The organism is Amycolatopsis sp. MJM2582 (assembly GCF_000754115.1).
In the GTDB taxonomy this organism is placed as follows: domain Bacteria; phylum Actinomycetota; class Actinomycetes; order Mycobacteriales; family Pseudonocardiaceae; genus Amycolatopsis; species Amycolatopsis japonica.
Genome location: NZ_JPLW01000001.1, coordinates 1,243,287 through 1,259,412 on the forward strand (window position 1 = coordinate 1,243,287; position 16,126 = coordinate 1,259,412).

Genomic DNA, 16,126 nt, shown 5'->3' on the forward strand with positions numbered 1-16,126 from the left:
TCCACTTCGCGGGATCACCCTCGGTTGATCTCACCATCCGCCACGAGGAAGCGGTGTCCGGCCAGTTCGGCGGGCACGTCCTCGTCCACGGCGGCGGTCACCAGCACCTGCTCGGCGCCTGCCGCCACCTCCGCCAGCCGGGCCCGGCGACGCCGGTCCAGCTCGGCGAACACATCATCCAGCAGAAGCACCGGTTCCCCGGCCTCGCCACGCAGGAGCTCGTAGCTTCCCAGACGCAACGCGAGGGCGAACGACCAGGACTCCCCGTGGCTCGCGTAGCCCTTCGCCGGTGCTTCGCCGAGGATGAGATCGAGCTCGTCCCGGTGCGGGCCGACCATGCTCACCCCGCGTTCGAGCTCCAGGTTCCGCGACCGTTTCAGCGCTTCGACCAGCACTTCCTTGAGGACCGCTTGGTCGGCGCGAGGGCCGTCCGGAGTGCCATAGCCCTCTGGCATCGCTTCGCCCAGGCTCGACTTGTACGCGATCTTCGCCGGTCTTGAATCGGGCGCGACCCACATGTACGCGGAGGCCGCGTACGGCGCGAGGTCCGCGATCAGGTTGAGCCGGGCAGCCAGCAACGCGGCCCCCGCCACCGACAAGTGGTCGTCCCAGACGTCGAGCGTCGACAACGCGTACGGGTCTTCTCGTCCCGTACGCCGCTTGCCGGCCGTCTTCAGCAAAGCGTTCCGCTGCTTCAGCACCTTCTCGTAATCGGCGCGGACCCCGGCGTACCGGGGAGCGCGCAGTACGAGGAGCTCGTCCATGAACCGGCGACGCTCCCCCGGATCCCCGCGCACGAGTGCCAGATCCTCCGGGGAGAACAGCACCGTGCGCAGGATCCCGAGTACGTCGCGCGGCTTGCCGACCGCGCCGCGGTTGACCCGCGCGCGGTTCGCCTTGCCGGGCGTGATCTCCAGCTCGACCGTCAGCTCGCGGTCCTCGTTGACCACCGCGACCCTGATGAGCGCGCGTTCGCACCCGTGCCGCACCAACGGCGCGTCGGTCGCGACGCGGTGCGAGCCCAGGGTCGCGATGTAACCGATCGCCTCGAGGAGGTTCGTCTTGCCGCGGCCGTTCTGTCCGACGAGGACGGTCGGGCCGGGTTCGAGCGCGAGATCGGCTTGTGGCCAGGACCGGAAGTCGGTGACCTGCAGATGTCTTAAGTACAACCCGCTTGCCTAGTCGCCGGCCTTCTTGACCGAGTGCCCGCCGAACTGGTTGCGCAGCGCGGCGACGGCCCGCATCGCGGCGGAGTCCTCCTGGCGCGAGGCGAACCGCGCGAACAGCGCGGCCGAGATGACCGGCGCCGGGACCGCGTTGTTGATCGCCTCTTCCAGCGTCCACCGGCCTTCGCCGGAATCCTCGACGTAGCCCTCGAGGTCGTCCAGCTCCGGGTCCTCGTCGAGCGCGCGGACCAGCAGGTCGAGCAGCCACGAGCGGACGACGGTCCCCCGCTGCCAGCCCTTGATCACCGCGGGCACGTTCTCGACGACCTTCGCGGCTTCGAGCAGCTCGAAGCCTTCGGCGAAGGCCTGCATCATGCCGTACTCGATGCCGTTGTGGATCATCTTCGCGTAGTGACCCGAGCCGACGGCGCCGGCGTGCGAGAAGCCCTCGTCACGCGGGCCCTCGGGACGAAGCGCGTCGAAGATCGGCATGGCCTTCTCGACGTCCGAGGCCGCGCCGCCGACCATCAGGCCGTAGCCGTTGTCCTTGCCCCACACGCCACCGGAGACCCCGCAGTCGAGGTAACCGACCTTCTTCGCGGCGAGCAGGTCCGCGTTGATCCGGTCGTCGGTGTACTTCGAGTTGCCGCCGTCGATCACGAGGTCGCCCTCGGACAGCAGGTTGCCGAGCTCCGCGACGGTCTGCCGCGTCGGCTCGCCGGCGGGCACCATGATCCAGACGATCCGGGGACCGTCCAGTTTGGACACCATGTCCTCGAGTGAGGTGGAGTCGGTGACGTCGGGGTTGCGGTCGTAGCCGACCACCTCGTGACCGGCCGCGCGCAGCCGCTCACGCATGTTGAACCCCATTTTGCCGAGGCCGATGAGTCCCAGCTGAGCCATGAAGATCCCCTTTGGTGCGAAACAGGAAGTGGAGGCCGATCAGCCCGGGAGGCGAACCGGCATCAGGAGGTACAGGTAGCCGGGGACGACGTTGCCCTCCTCGTCGGCGGGCTTGATCAGCGCCGGCCGGTTCGGCGTGGTGAACGTCAGTTCCGCCCGGTTCGCGTTCAGCGCGCCGAGCCCGTCGACGAGGTAACCCGGGTTGAACGCGATGGTCACCGGCTCACCCTCGTAGTCGACCTGAAGCTCTTCTTCGGCCGAACCCTCGTCGTCGCCACCGGCGGAGAGCCGCAGCGAACCGTCGTTGAACTCCAGCCGCACCTGGGTGCCACGCTCGGCGACGAGCGAAACACGCTTGATGGACTCGGCGAGCGCGGAGACCTCGATGACCGCGCGCGACGTGTGCTGCGCGGGCAGCAGCTGCCGGTACGGCGGGAACTCCGCGTCGAGGAGGCGCGTCGTGGTGTAGCGACCGGAACCGGAGAGACCGAGCAGGCCTTCGCCGCTGGCGAGCGCGAGCCGGATCTTGGCACCGCTGGCGCCGAGCGTCTTCGCGGCCTCGGCGAGCGTGCGCGCCGGGACGAGCACGGCGGCGTCGGACAGCCCCTCGGCGGGCTCCCAGGTGAACTCGCGCATCGCGAGCCGGAAGCGGTCGGTGGCGACCAGGGTCAGCGAGGAGCCGGAGATCTCCAGGCGCATACCGGTCAGCATCGGAAGGGTGTCGTCCTTGCCCGCGGCGACGACGACCTGGGTGACGGCCTGGCCGAACGCGTCACCGGTGAGTTCGCCGGCGAAGGCGGGCTGGGACGGGAGCTGCGGGTAGTCCTCGACCGGCATGGTCGGCAGGGAGAAGCGCGCGGAGCCGCAGGTGATGGTCGCGCGGGCGCCGTCGACGGAGATCTCGACCGGCTGCGCGGGCAGCGACTTGGTGATGTCGGCCAGCAGACGGCCGGAGACCAGCAGACGGCCGCCGTCGGCGATGGTGGCCGGGACGCCGACCGTGGCGGAGACCTCGTAGTCGAATCCGGAGACGGTGAGGGCGTCACTCGTCCCGTCGGATCCAGCATCGAGCAGGACACCGCCCAGAACCGGGACCGGAGGCCGCGACGGGAGGCTTCTCGCCACCCACGCGACGGCGTCGGCCAGCCCGTCACGCTCGACGCGGATCTTCATGCGCGCTTCCTTTCGACAGCCGAGCCCCTGACGGCTCGAAAGCTCAACGGGTCACCTCGGCCGGAGAGCGCGATGGCCAGGTGCCTCGCAGGTGTGTTCGGTCCGCGTGAGGACGCGAACGCACGTCGACACGCAGACCAGGTGCAGGGACCCACGTTAGGCCGTCCCCGGGGTCCACGTCACCTCGGCCTCCCCTTGCTTTTGTCGACAAGACGACACGGCTCCCCGGCTGTCCCCAACTTCGTCCTTCGCCTGTTTTTGTTTTGTTCTCTTCTAGAGAAGAAGAAAAGACAGCAGTAGTAATAGGTGTTGTGGATTGTGTGGACAAGGCCCGTTCGCGCAGGTCCGAGCGCCTCCGAGCCTGTGGACTCCGGGTGTGTACGGACGGTGGACAGCTGGGGGCGTCCGTGGATGGATTCAGGCGGCGCTCGATCTGTCCACAGTCATCCACAGTTGTCCCCACGGTTATCCCCAGTTGTGGGGCGGTTTGTACCCAGGGTTGTGGGCGCCGTTCGTGACCGGAATCGCTCGGGAGAGTGATTGATGCAGCCCGCATCACCCTTGTGCACAAGATGTGGGCAACCTGGGGACAGCGTGTGGATCTTGGTGTGGAAATGCTGTGGATTGCCTGTGAGTGCGATGTGGACGGAAATCCCGTCGCCGCTGGTCCGTCGACCGCCGGAGTTGTGCACAAGCTGCCCACAGCATGTGGATTCCTTTGTACACAAGGAAAAACGCGAAGGCGACTCAAGCGCGCTTCGCCTCCTTCGCGCCCTTCGCCGCTTCTCCTCATGTACCCGTGCTTCGCGGCTCTACACGCGTTTTCGGGCCTATGTGGACACGAAGAAGGGGCTCCCACCTGGACGGTGAGAGCCCCTGAAAGCGTTGTGTACTAAAGGATTACTGCCTGGCGCGCTGCTTGATCCTGGAGGTCAGCTCCTGGACCTGGTCGTAGATGCGCCGTCGTTCGGCCATCTCCTTGCGGATCTTCTTGTCCGCGTGCATGACCGTGGTGTGGTCACGACCGCCGAAGGTCTGCCCGATCTTCGGGAGCGACATGTCGGTCAGCTCGCGGCAGAGGTACATCGCGATCTGGCGTGCGGTGGCGAGCGCCTTCGTCTTGCCGGGGCCGCAGAGGTCGTCGAGCGTCACGTCGAAGAACTCGGACGTGACACCCATGATGGTCGGCGCGGTGATCTCCGGCGCGTGCGAATCCGGGATGAGGTCCCGGAGCACGATTTCGGCGAGGGCCACGTCGACCGGCTGCTGGTTCAGCGACGCGAAGGCGGTGACGCGGATGAGCGCGCCTTCGAGTTCCCGGATGTTCGCCTCGACGCGCGAAGCGATGAACTCCAGGACCTCGCCGGGAACCGCGAGCCGGTCTTGAGCCGCCTTCTTGCGAAGGATCGCGATACGCGTTTCGAGTTCCGGCGGCTGGATGTCGGTGATGAGACCCCACTCGAACCGCGTGCGCAGCCGGTCTTCCAGCGTTTCGAGGCGCTTCGGCGGGCGGTCGGAGGAGACGACGATCTGCTTGTTCGCGTTGTGGAGGGTGTTGAAGGTGTGGAAGAACTCTTCCTGCGTACCTTCTTTGCCTTCCAGGAACTGGATGTCGTCGACGAGCAGGATGTCGATGTCGCGGTAGCGGCGCTGGAACGCGACCTTGCGGTCGTCTCGCAGCGAGTTGATGAAGTCGTTGGTGAACTCTTCGGTCGACACGTACCGCACGCGCATGCCGGGGAACAGCCGCTGGGCGTAGTGCCCGACGGCGTGCAGCAGGTGGGTCTTCCCGAGTCCGGACTCTCCCCAGATGAACAACGGGTTGTACGCGCGCGCCGGTGCTTCGGCGACGGCGACCGCGGCCGCGTGCGCGAAGCGGTTCGACGCGCCGATGACGAAGGTGTCGAACGTGTACTTCTCGTTGAGCTTCGTCTTGGACGTCTGCGGCTGCGCCGGCGCGGTGTAGGGCTGGCCCGCGATCGGCTGACCGGAGAACGTCGGCCAGATCTCGGTCACGGCGGCGAGGGCCTCGCCCTCTTCGTCGACTTCTTCATCGCTGTCATCGCCATCGTTGAGGCTGTTGTCCACCGGCTGCTGCCTCGGCGGCCTCGGCTTCGGAGGCTCGGGCCGGGGCCTGGTCGGGGACAGCATGCCGTCACCCTCGGGCAGCGGAGGAGGACCCGGCACCGGGCCGGACCCGTTTTCCACCCGGCTGGGTGACGTCGGTTCGTAGCGAGGACCCGGCGAGGGCGGTGGCATCGAAGTGTGGGGTTCGGTGCTGTCGACCTTCACCGCGAGCGAGACCGCGCGGCCGAGCCGGCGCGAAAGGGCTTCGGTGATCGCTCCGCGCAGGGCGCGTTCGATCGCTTCCTTGGCGAAGTCGCTGGGGGCGGCGAGGAGCGCGGTGCCGTCGAGGAGGCCGATCGGCCGGGTCACCCGCATCCAGGCGCGCTGCTGCGGGGAGAGGGTGCCATCCGACAGCTCGCGCACGACCTGTTCCCAGATGACGCCAAGATTGTGCTGGTGATCGGACACCTGCCTGACTCCCCTCCCCTCGTCGGTGCGCTGCGGCGAGATCACTCAGCGGCCCGAACGCCGGGTCGAGCGTCATCATGGCCCGGTCGGCTCGCGCGCACAGCAAATATCCACATAGTTGTCCACAGCTGTGCACTAATGTACGGCGGCCCGCGGTGACGCCACCTGCGGGATCGTCGTATGCCGACGGGATGCCTCCACATCCCCAAGGACACCCGGGCGCCTGCACCGTTCCACCTCGGCGAAAACCCGGGAGGGGCACGCTAACAAGCCCCGCTCGTTGCCACAAGGCGTCCTCGCGCGCAAGCATTTCACGGTGTACGGCGTGTTGCCATTCGATGCCCTCGCGTCGTCGGTGATCACTCTCCACGTACGGTCGCGGTCCGTGGTCGAGGGGGTGCCTGCCGGGCCCGGGAGGTGGGTGCGTACCCTCGTAAGGTCTCCCGTATACAGCGGGGGCGTTTCGCGTGCCCACGTTGTCGTCGCTCGACGTGACGAGGCCACACGTTGGTAGGAGACACCAGAGACTGCCGTGCGTCAGCACGACACGCCAGGAACGGGTCGAACCGTTCCCGGCGGCCGAGAAACAGGAGAAGTTAGTCGTGAGCAAGGGTAAGCGCACCTTCCAGCCGAACAACCGCCGCCGCGCCCGGGTCCACGGATTCCGGCTGCGCATGCGGACCCGCGCCGGCCGGGCCATCCTGGCGGCTCGCCGTCGCAAGGGCCGCGGCGCGCTGTCCGCCTGATCCGGCCGTCGTCGAGGGACGTCGTGCTGCCGGCCGCCGCGAGGTTGCGGCGCAGTGAGGATTTCCGTGCCGTGATGCGGCGTGGGGCCAAGGCAGGCAGGCGCCGCCTCGTCGTCCATGCGTTGACCACGGACCCGCCCGATGCCGCCGAAGCGGCGCGGGCGGGTTTTGTGGTGAGCAAGGCCGTGGGCAATTCGGTGGTCCGCCACCGGGTCACCCGCCGGTTGAGGCATCTCGTTTCCGCCAGGATCGGAACACTGCCGCCGGGCAGCTCGTTGGTGATACGGGCACTACCTCCGGCCGCGGACGCTTCCAGCGCGGAACTCGGCTCGGATCTCGACGCGTCGTTGCGGCGTCTCGGGCTGTCCCGCCAGACGCGTCCACCCGACCACGGATCAGCGGTGTAACGGCATGCGAGCCACCGAGAACGAGACCACCGAAGACGCCCGCCCGGGCCCGGTGGCATGGGTGCTGCTCCTGCCCATCAAGCTGTACCGCAAGGCGATCTCCCCTTTCCTTCCTCCGGCGTGCAGGTTCTACCCGAGCTGTAGCGCGTACGCCGTCGAGGCACTGACCCGGCACGGCGCCGGCCGCGGCACTTATCTCGCGGTCCGGCGGCTGCTGCGCTGTGGCCCGTGGACCATGCCCGGCCGCGATCCGGTACCCGAGACGTTCTCGTGGCGCCACCGCCGACCTGAAACACCGATCGAGGAGTAGCTCAGTGCTCGACTTCATCTACTACCCCGTGTCCTTCATCTTGTGGTGTTGGCACAAGGTCTTCGGGCTCGTGTTCGGTGAGGCGAACGCGGTCTCCTGGATCCTCGCGATCATCTTCTTGACGTTCACGGTCCGCGGCATCATGTTCAAGCCGTTCGTGAACCAGGTCCGGTCGATGAAGAAGATGCAGGACTTCGCGCCGGAAATGAAGAAGATCCAGAAGAAGTACGCGAACGACCGGCAGCGCCAGGCGATGGAGATGCAGAAGCTCCAGAAGGAGCACGGCGTCAACCCGCTGGGCAGCTGCCTGCCGATGCTGCTTCAGATCCCGGTCTTCATCGGTCTGAACCACGTCCTGCGGATGTTCACCATCAACCCGTACGGCGGCCCGAAGACCGAGAACTACTTCTTCGATCAGGCCGGTGTCGAGTCCTACGTTCACGCGAAGCTGTTCGGCGTCAACCTCGGCGACGCGATCTACACCGGTGTCGACATGGTCAGTGGCGGCAACGCTCCGGCGGGCTTCCACTGGTACGTCGCCCCGGTCGCGATCCCGCTGATGATCGTCGCCAGCATCGCCACGCACCTCACCGCGCGTCACTCGGTCCAGCGCCAGAACCCCGAGTCGGCCACGCCGCAGACCGCGATGATGAACAAGCTGACGATGTACATCTTCCCGCTCGGTGTCCTCATCTTCGGTGCGCTGTTCCCGGTCGGCCTCCTCTTCTACTGGCTCGCCAACAACGGCTGGACCCTGATGCAGCAGCGTCTCGTCTACACGCGGATCGACAAGGAAGAAGAGGCCCGCAAGGAAGCCGAGAAGGAGAAGCGCGCGAACCTCGGTCCGAAGCCGGGCCAGAAGCCGACCGCGCCCCGCCCCGGCCAGAAGCCGGTCCAGCAGAAGAAGAACAAGCCGTCCTCCGATGGTCAGGTCAAGAAGGCGGGCTCGCCGCACGGCTTCGCCCAGACCGGTTCCTCCGCGAAGAAGAAGGACGCCAACGACGCAACAGCCGAGTCGTCGACGAACGGCTCGAAGGAGAACGGTGCGGACGTGCCCGGTCTCATCTCGGACTCGACTAAGAAATCGGACCGGAAGCGTCGCTGACGCCGATCCGGGCCGGAGAGGAGACCAGTAATGGCGGAGACGATCGACACGATCGACGCCGAGGAGAACAGCGCGGCCGAGGTTGAGGGCGCCGCTGAAGAGACCGCTCGCAAGGGAGGTGTCGACGACGACGTCCTCGTGAAGGAGGGCGACATCGCCGGTGACTACCTCGAGCGGCTGCTCGACCTTTTGGACTACGACGGCGACATCGACCTCGATGTCGAAGCGGGCCGCGCGATCGTCAGCATCGACGGCGGCGAGGACCTGGAGAAGCTCGTCGGTCCCCGCGGCACCGTGCTGGAGGCGCTGCAGGAGCTGACGCGGCTGGCGGTGCAGCAGGAGACCGGTTCGCGGAGCCGGCTGATGCTGGACATCGCGGGCTGGCGCGCGGACCGTCGCGAGGAGCTCCGCGAGCTCGGTCGCTCGACCGCCGAGACGGTCGTCTCTTCCGGCGAGCGCGTGCGGCTGCAGCCGATGAGCCCGTTCGAGCGGAAGGTCGTGCACGACGCGGTCGCCGCCGTGGACGGCGTCAAGAGCGAGAGTGAAGGAGAGGACCCGAAGCGCCGGGTCGTCATCTTCCCCGCCTGACGGTTACTCGAACGAAGCGGCCCGCCGGTCATCCGGCGGGCCGCTTCTTCGTTTGCGGGGTGAATTACACGCGTGGCGTTTCACGTGAAACGCGCTGAGGCGAGTGGAGTTGTCCACAACTTCGGACTGTCTCCCCGCTTTGCGCTCGGCGTCATGGACAATCAGTGGAGCGCGTTTCACGTGAAACGGCGTCGAGGGTTGAGGAGCGAGAGTGGGCTTGGACGGGGTCGCCGCATCGGTACGGAGTGCGGCGTCGGAAGTATTCGGAGACCGCGTCGAGCAAGCCGCCGGCTACGTCGAACTCCTGGAGCGGCATGGCGTCGAGCGCGGGCTCATCGGGCCTCGCGAGGTCGACCGGTTGTGGGAGCGGCACGTCCTCAATTCCGCCGTGATTGGCGAGAGGATTCCCGAAGGCGCCCGCGTGGTCGACGTCGGCTCGGGTGCGGGACTTCCGGGTGTACCGCTCGCGATCAGCCGGCCGGACCTCGATATCGTTCTGCTCGAACCGATGGCTCGCCGGGTCGACTGGCTAGCCGAGGTTGCCGAGAAGCTGGAACTCCCCATCACCGTTGTCCGCGGGCGCGCGGAAGAGCGGCAGGTACGTGAGGAGCTCGGTGGCGCGGATGTCGTCACCGCCCGGGCGGTCGCTCCTTTGGCCCGGCTCGCGAACTGGTGCCTCCCGCTCGTGCGTTCCCAAGGTGCTCTGGTCGCCCTCAAAGGAGCGAGCGCCGGAGAGGAAATCGAACGCGATCGCGCCGCCGTCCGGAAGGCCGGCGGCGGCGAACCGGAAGTCTTCGAGTGCGGCACCAAGGTGCTCGAGGTTCCGAGCACGGTCGTCGTGATCCACCGTCTGCCCCCGAAACCGTCTCGACCGCGCGGCAGGCGCAGCTAGACCGGTTCCACGTGAAACAACGCAGAACGACTCTCACGTCCACTACAGAGGAGGCTCGAGACCGGTGACTCCCCCGCCGTCCGACCCTGCGAGCGCCGGCCAGGAACTCGGCTGGACGCCCATCGCCGAAGAAGCCGTCCGCGCCGCCAGCGTGCTGCATCCCAAGGAGGGTGCGCTCCCCCGGCCGAACCGTCGGCGAGTGCTGACGGTCGCCAACCAGAAGGGCGGCGTCGGCAAGACGACGAGCACGGTGAACCTCGCCGCCGCCCTCGCCGTCCACGGGCTCAAGACGCTCGTGATCGACCTGGACCCTCAGGGCAACGCGAGCACCGCGCTCGACATCGACCACCGCTCCGGCACGCCGTCGATCTACGAGGTGCTGATCGGTGAGGTGTCGCTGGCCGAGGCGGCGGCGCAGAGCGAGCAGTCGCCCAACCTCTACTGCGTGCCCGCGACCATCGACCTCGCCGGTGCCGAGATCGAACTCGTCTCCATGGCGTCCCGCGAGATGCGGCTCAAGGAGGCGCTCTCGTCCGAGATCCTCGACGAGATCGGCGTCGACTACGTCTTCATCGACTGCCCGCCATCGCTCGGTCTGCTGACCGTCAACGCGATGGTCGCCGCGCAGGAGGTGCTGATCCCGATCCAGTGCGAGTACTACGCGCTCGAAGGTCTGGGACAGCTGCTGAGCAACATCGAGCTCGTCCAGGCGCACCTGAACCGCGAACTCAGCGTCTCCACGATCCTGCTCACCATGTACGACGGCCGGACGAAGCTGGCCGATCAGGTGACGAACGAGGTCCGGAACCACTTCGGGGACACTGTTCTCAAGACGGTGATCCCGCGCAGTGTGAAGGTCTCGGAGGCGCCCGGATACGGGCAGACCGTCCTCGCGTACGACCCGGGTTCGCGGGGCGCGATGAGCTACGTCGACGCGGCGAAGGAGATCGCCCAGCGCGGTGTGGAGATGAAGGAAAGGAGCGGTACGGCATGAGCGAGCGCAGAGGAGGGCTCGGGCGCGGGCTCGCCGCCCTGATCCCCACCGGCCCTCCGGCGGGTTCGGCGGCTCCCGCCGAGAACGGCTCCCCGGTCCCCTCCGCACCCGCGAGCAAGCCCGCGGGGCCGGACGACAAGGGCTGGTTCGCGGCCAACGGCGCGGCCGGTTCGCACGGCGGATCGGTCGCCGGCGCGGTCTACCGCGAGGTGCCGGTCAGCCAGATCAAGCCGAACCCGAAGCAGCCGCGGCAGGTTTTCGACGAGGACGCGCTCAACGAGCTGGAGCACTCGATCCGCGAGTTCGGGCTCATGCAGCCCATCGTGGTCCGTGAGCTCGGCAACGACGAGTACGAGCTCGTCATGGGCGAGCGGCGGCTGCGTGCCTCCCAGCTGGCGGAGCTGGAGGCGATCCCGGCGATCGTCCGGCAGACCGCCGACGAGGCGATGCTGCGTGACGCGCTGCTGGAGAACATCCACCGCGTTCAGCTCAACCCGCTCGAAGAGGCGGCCGCGTATCAGCAGCTGCTCGACGAATTCGCGGTCACGCACGAGGAGCTGGCGAGCCGGATCGGGCGCAGCCGCCCGGTCATCACGAACACGATCCGCTTGCTCAAACTCCCCCTCGCGGTCCAGCGCCGGGTCGCTGCTGGAGTGCTTTCGGCGGGCCACGCGCGGGCGCTGCTCTCTCTGGAGGACGCCGACAGTCAGGAAGAGCTGGCCGCGCGGATCGTCGCGGAGGGCATGTCGGTCCGCGCGACCGAGGAAGCCGTCACGCTCAAGAAGAGTGAAAAGCCGGCCAAGCCGAAGCCCGCTCCCCGCAAGCCGATCCAGGCGCCCGGTCTCCAGGAACTGGCGAACCGGCTTTCGGACCGGTTCGACACCCGAGTGAAGGTCGACTTGGGGCGCCGCAAGGGGCGGATCACCCTCGAATTCGGCTCGGTTGACGATCTTGAACGCATCGTGGCGCTCATGGATCAAAATCAGGCAAATCAGACACCGGAAACCGATTAGGGATCACCCCGGGTCGTTTTGTCACGGTGACGATAGCTGAGTGCTGATGTTTTGGTGACGCTGAGTGCTTGAACTGGGGGCAAGTGTGAAGGGGCTCTTCGGCGGTCGAAATCCGCGCGCGGTCGTCTTCGACTGCGACGGATTGCTCATGGACACCGAGCCGTGTTGGTCCGTCGCCGAGACCGAACTGTTCGCGCGGCGCGGGCTCCCCTTCGGCGCGGACGAGAAGGCGTTGGTGATCGGCAAGTCGCTACCGGCCGCCGCCGACGCGATGGCGGAGGCGTTCGGTGAACCGGATGCCGGCGCCGAGATCGCGGACGAGTTGCTGAGGTTGGTGACCGAGGTCGTCACCGCGAAGGCGGAGGCGATGCCCGGCGCGCGCGAGTTGGTCGAACTGACGGCCGCCGCCGTCCCGGTCGCCGTCGCGAGCAACTCGCCCCGAGCCCTGTTGGACGCCGCACTCGTTCGCGGCGGCCTGGCGGCAATGTTTCCCGTGAAACTGGCCGCCGACGAGGTGACCGCGCCGAAGCCGGATCCAGAGATGTACTTGACCGCTTGTGCCCTCTTGAACGTCGAGCCCGCCGACGCTCTGGCGTTCGAGGACTCCATGACCGGCCTTCGATCGGCGCGAGCGGCTGGCGTGCCCGTCATCGGGGTTCCCACGTTGAAGCACCAGGACTTCCCTGCGGATGTGGTGATCGGCTCCCTGCGCGACGAAGAGCTGTTGTCCTGGGTGCGCGGGTGGCCTCGCCGATGACCGCGCTCCCCTTCGTTCGCTTTCAGAGCCCGACCCGCGATGAACGCGCACGCCGACCCGAGCGTCTACGACGCGGAAGTCAATCCCGGCGCTGCGGCGTGGTTCAAGGCGACCGCTCGCGTCTTCATCGATCGAGTCGATGGCTACCTATCGATCCTGGAGACGAACGAAGTTCCGTGTGAAACCGTCTGGTCGGCGAACCCGGGACAGGTCGTCTACGAGGACGAGCATCAGATCGTCGTCGTGGCCCGGACATAGAAAAGGGGACTCGCCCGCCGTGGGCAAGTCCCCTTCGTCGAATCCGATTCAGCTCTTACGGGCAATCGCCCGTCCGACGAGGTCGGCGAAGACCGAGCCGAGGGTGGAACCGGCCGCCTCGATCGCCACCGGCACGATCGACGTCTCGGTGAGACCCGGCGAGGGGTTCACCGCGAGGAAGTGGACCGTGCCGTCTTCGGTGATCACCGCGTCGGTGCGCGAGATGTCGCGAAGGCCGAGTTGCCGGTGCACGGCGACGGCCAGCTCACCGACCGCCTTGGCGGCGTCATCAGGAATCCGCGCCGGGGTGAAGAAATCGGTCAGCCCGGCGGTGTAGCGGGCGGTGTAGTCGTACACGCCGCTCTCAGGCACGATCTCGACCGCGGGCAGGGCTTCGGGTCCCTCTTCGCCTTCGATGACCGTGACGGCCACCTCGACGCCGGAAACGAACTTCTCGGCTAGGACGGTGTCACCGTAGGCGAAGCAGCCGACCATCGCGCCGGGCATTTCCGCGGCGTCCTTGACCACCTGGGCGCCCAGCGCCGACCCGCCCTGGTCGGGCTTCAGGATCATGGGCAGCCCCAGCGTGTCGACCATCGAGTCCAGCACGGCTTGCGCGCCGAGCTCCCGGAAGGTGCTGTGTGGCAGCACCACCCAGTCCGGCGTGGTGAAGCCCGCGTCGGCGACGAGCGCCTTGGCCGTCGGCTTGTCCCACGCACGACGGCAGCCCCGCGAACTGGTGCCCACGTAAGGCACGTCGAGCATCTCCAGGATCGTCTGCACCGCGCCGTTCTCCCCTTCACCACCGTGAAGGGCGACGATGGCCGCGTCGGGCCGCTGGGTGCGAAGACGTTCGAGCAGACCCGCGTCGGTGTCCCACTCTTCGACGACGAGGCCTTCCGCCCGCAACGCGACCGAGAGCCGGCGCCCGGAGCGGAGAGAGACATCGCGTTCGTGGGAAAGGCCGCCTGCGAGTACGGCAACGGTGCGGTCGACCACCGAGACTCCTTTGTGCTTGGGGACGCCCGGTCGATCAGACCGTGTCCGGAGAGGGGTTCTGCGGCCCCGAGATCGAGCGTGGGCTCGCGTTACCGAAGGTACGCGCCAGATCCATTTCGGACTCGAGCACCGCGGCAAGCCGCCGGACGCCTTCGCGGATTCGTTCGGGCGTCGGGTAGCAGTAGGAGAGACGAAGCTGTCTGCTGCCGAAACCGTCGGCGTAGAAACCGGTTCCGGAGGCGTACGCGACCCGGGCCGTGACGGCTCTCGGCAGCATCGCCTTCGTGTCCACGCCTTCGGGGACGGTCATCCAGACGTAGAAACCGCCGTCGGGTTTGGTCCAGCTGCAGCCGGCGGGCATGTGCTGTTCGAGCGCGGACAGGATCGCGTCCCGGCGCTCCCGGTAGTTTTCGCGGAAGGTCTTGATCTGACCCATCCAGTCGTGAGTCGAGAGGTATCGCGACACGATCAACTGGTTAAGCGTAGGCGGACAAAGTGTCGCGGACTCGGCCGCGAGCACGAGCTTCTCCCGGACGGCGTGCGGTGCGAGCACCCAGCCGACGCGCAGACCCGAAGCGAAGGTCTTCGAGAAAGAGCCCAGGTACACGACGTTGTCGGGGTCGATCGAGCGGAGCGCCGGGTACGTCTGACCGCTGAAGCCGAGCAGACCGTACGGGTTGTCCTCGACGATGAGGATGTCGTTCTCGCGGCAGATCTCCACGATCTCCGCGCGCCGCTCGACGGCCAGCGTGACGCCGCCGGGGTTGTGGAAGTTCGGGATCGTGTAGAGGAACTTGACCCGGCGGCCGGCCTTCCGCGTTTCCGCGAGCGCGGCGCGCAGTCCGTCGGGGACCAAGCCGTGGTCGTCCATCGCGACGTGGACGACGTCCGCCTGGTACGCGGCGAAGGAGCCGAGCGCGCCGACGTACGACGGGCCCTCGGCGATGATGACGTCGCCCGGATCGCAGAACAGCCGGGTGACCATGTCGAGCCCCATCTGGGAGCCGACCGTCACGACGACGTCGTCCGGGTGGGCCTTGATGCCTTCGAGGGCCATGATTTCGCAGATCTGCTCACGCAGGGCGGGGACGCCGTGCGCGGAGCCGTACTGGAGCGCGACCAGGCCGTCTTCGGCGATGAGCTCGCCGACCTGCGCGGACAGCGTGTCCAGCGGAAGCGCGGCGAGGTTCGGCATCCCGCCGGCGAGCGATACCACTTCGGGGCGGCTGGCCACCGCGAACAATGCCCTGATCTCGGAAGCAGTCATCCCGGCCGTACGCGCGGCGTAGCGGTCGAGATGAGGGTCGAGGTTGTGGCGGCCGGGCTCCGGCCGGACAGGGCGATTCTCGGTCATCAGGCGCTTCACCCGGCTTCGAAGTGGACATAGTCGCTACCGACTGGTAGTTCCATCGAGTGTAACCACCCTCCCTCTAGGGGCCCTGGCCTTCCGGTGTTCATCACATCGGCCTATCCTCGGTTCGGACCCCTTCGGTGAGCCCTGCTCGGGACAAGGCTGCGTCGGGTGTCGTCATTCAGGGAGGTTTGTCTGTGTCGCGTCGCGTCGTGGGCGTAACCCTGGACAACCTCGAACACCTGCCCAAGAGCTGCCGCCGCTGCGTGTACTGGGAGCTGGCGCCGCATATGAAGGCGCAGGCCGAGGAATACGGCGCGACCGAGGTCGAAAAGGAAGCTTGGGTCTCCAGCGTGCTGCTCGAGTGGGGTTCCTGCGGCCGGATCGTCTACAGCGACACCTTGCCCGTCGGTTTCGTGCTCTACGCGCCGCCGAACGCCGTGCCGCGCTCGCTGGCCTTCCCGACTTCGCCTCCCGGCCCGGACGCGGTCTTGCTGACCGCCTTCCAGGTGCTTCCCGAATTCCGAGGTGGCGGACTCGGCCGGATGCTGGTGCAGGCCGTCGCGAAGGATCTGACCAAACGCGGTGTCCGCGCGATCGAAGCGTTCGGCGACGCCAAGCCCGACGAGACCGATCCGGACGGCGGGCACAGCTGTGTGCTGCCCGCGGCGTTCCTGCAGAGCGTCGGGTTCAAGACCGTGCGGCCGCATCCGCGGTGGCCGCGGCTGCGACTGGAACTGCGGTCGGCGATTTCGTGGAAGGAAGACGTGGAGGCGGCCCTCGAGCGGCTGCTCGGCCAGGTCTCCATCACGACGGCCGAGCCGAGCCTGGGCCGCGCCTGATCTTCTCCGCCGGCGCCATTTAGCAGAGTTTTCGAGCGCGCGCAGCAGCCATCCCCCGGCCTGGGGACAGCTGTGGGTAACCCGCCG

Annotated in this window: 17 protein-coding genes; 11 read left to right on the plus strand and 6 right to left on the minus strand. The window is 67.5% G+C overall.

All coding sequences use genetic code 11. The features are described from left to right. Positions 1-14 precede the first annotated feature (14 nt). The 4 genes from recF to dnaA all read right to left on the minus strand — a co-directional run bounded on the left by recF (position 15) and on the right by dnaA (position 5,777). Positions 15-1,169 (minus strand): DNA replication/repair protein RecF, encoded by a 1,155-nt coding sequence (gene recF, locus ED92_RS06175; protein WP_037333974.1) that lies wholly within the window; start codon positions 1,167-1,169, stop codon positions 15-17. Positions 1,170-1,178: 9 nt separating this feature from the next. Further along, positions 1,179-2,069 carry a phosphogluconate dehydrogenase (NAD(+)-dependent, decarboxylating) gene (gnd, locus tag ED92_RS06180; protein ID WP_037333975.1) on the minus strand — a complete coding sequence of 297 codons (891 nt, stop codon included), beginning with the start codon at positions 2,067-2,069 and terminating at the stop codon, positions 1,179-1,181. A gap of 39 nt (positions 2,070-2,108) precedes the next feature. Then, positions 2,109-3,242, minus strand: coding sequence for a DNA polymerase III subunit beta (dnaN, locus tag ED92_RS06185; RefSeq protein ID WP_020632653.1), 1,134 nt, complete (start codon positions 3,240-3,242; stop codon positions 2,109-2,111). A 900-nt stretch (positions 3,243-4,142) separates the two neighbouring features. Next, complete coding sequence (gene dnaA / locus ED92_RS06190) at positions 4,143-5,777, minus strand: chromosomal replication initiator protein DnaA (protein ID WP_037333976.1); 1,635 nt, start codon at positions 5,775-5,777, stop codon at positions 4,143-4,145. Positions 5,778-6,379: 602 nt separating this feature from the next. Between dnaA and rpmH the strand changes: the two genes are divergently transcribed. The 10 genes from rpmH (at position 6,380) to ED92_RS06240 (ending at position 12,847) form a co-directional block, all read left to right on the plus strand. Then, on the plus strand, positions 6,380-6,523 hold the full coding sequence (rpmH, locus tag ED92_RS06195) for a 50S ribosomal protein L34 (protein ID WP_005154511.1): 144 nt from the start codon (positions 6,380-6,382) through the stop codon (positions 6,521-6,523). A 23-nt stretch (positions 6,524-6,546) separates the two neighbouring features. Beyond that, complete coding sequence (gene rnpA / locus ED92_RS06200; RefSeq protein ID WP_037333978.1) at positions 6,547-6,930, plus strand: ribonuclease P protein component; 384 nt, start codon at positions 6,547-6,549, stop codon at positions 6,928-6,930. Positions 6,931-6,934: 4 nt separating this feature from the next. Next, positions 6,935-7,240 carry a membrane protein insertion efficiency factor YidD gene (yidD, locus tag ED92_RS06205; RefSeq protein WP_016338357.1) on the plus strand — a complete coding sequence of 102 codons (306 nt, stop codon included), beginning with the start codon at positions 6,935-6,937 and terminating at the stop codon, positions 7,238-7,240. Positions 7,241-7,244: 4 nt separating this feature from the next. Further along, positions 7,245-8,345 (plus strand): membrane protein insertase YidC, encoded by a 1,101-nt coding sequence (yidC, locus tag ED92_RS06210; RefSeq protein WP_037333979.1) that lies wholly within the window; start codon positions 7,245-7,247, stop codon positions 8,343-8,345. A gap of 30 nt (positions 8,346-8,375) precedes the next feature. Then, on the plus strand, positions 8,376-8,933 hold the full coding sequence (locus ED92_RS06215) for a R3H domain-containing nucleic acid-binding protein (protein ID WP_007032243.1): 558 nt from the start codon (positions 8,376-8,378) through the stop codon (positions 8,931-8,933). Positions 8,934-9,144: 211 nt separating this feature from the next. Continuing rightward, complete coding sequence (gene rsmG, locus ED92_RS06220) at positions 9,145-9,825, plus strand: 16S rRNA (guanine(527)-N(7))-methyltransferase RsmG (RefSeq protein WP_037333981.1); 681 nt, start codon at positions 9,145-9,147, stop codon at positions 9,823-9,825. Positions 9,826-9,889: 64 nt separating this feature from the next. Then, positions 9,890-10,819 carry a ParA family protein gene (locus ED92_RS06225; protein WP_016338354.1) on the plus strand — a complete coding sequence of 310 codons (930 nt, stop codon included), beginning with the start codon at positions 9,890-9,892 and terminating at the stop codon, positions 10,817-10,819. After that, positions 10,816-11,832 (plus strand): ParB/RepB/Spo0J family partition protein, encoded by a 1,017-nt coding sequence (locus ED92_RS06230; RefSeq protein ID WP_037333982.1) that lies wholly within the window; start codon positions 10,816-10,818, stop codon positions 11,830-11,832. Before ED92_RS06225 ends, ED92_RS06230 begins: the two co-directional genes overlap by 4 nt. Positions 11,833-11,917: 85 nt before the next feature. Further along, entirely contained in the window at positions 11,918-12,589 is a 672-nt protein-coding gene (locus ED92_RS06235) for an HAD family phosphatase (protein WP_037333983.1), read from the plus strand. Positions 12,590-12,628: 39 nt separating this feature from the next. Further along, positions 12,629-12,847 carry a hypothetical protein gene (locus tag ED92_RS06240; protein WP_200882672.1) on the plus strand — a complete coding sequence of 73 codons (219 nt, stop codon included), beginning with the start codon at positions 12,629-12,631 and terminating at the stop codon, positions 12,845-12,847. A 48-nt stretch (positions 12,848-12,895) separates the two neighbouring features. On the opposite strand, the gene ED92_RS06245 is transcribed toward ED92_RS06240, so the two are convergent. Beyond that, positions 12,896-13,846 (minus strand): D-alanine--D-alanine ligase, encoded by a 951-nt coding sequence (locus ED92_RS06245; RefSeq protein WP_037333985.1) that lies wholly within the window; start codon positions 13,844-13,846, stop codon positions 12,896-12,898. Between the two features lie 34 nt (positions 13,847-13,880). Continuing rightward, positions 13,881-15,200: a PLP-dependent aminotransferase family protein gene (locus ED92_RS06250; protein WP_037336121.1), complete on the minus strand. Its 1,320-nt coding sequence runs from the start codon at positions 15,198-15,200 to the stop codon at positions 13,881-13,883. A 194-nt stretch (positions 15,201-15,394) separates the two neighbouring features. On the opposite strand from ED92_RS06250, the gene ED92_RS06255 reads away from it, so the two are divergent. Further along, positions 15,395-16,039, plus strand: coding sequence for an N-acetyltransferase (locus ED92_RS06255; protein WP_125731365.1), 645 nt, complete (start codon positions 15,395-15,397; stop codon positions 16,037-16,039). Positions 16,040-16,126: the final 87 nt, after the last annotated feature.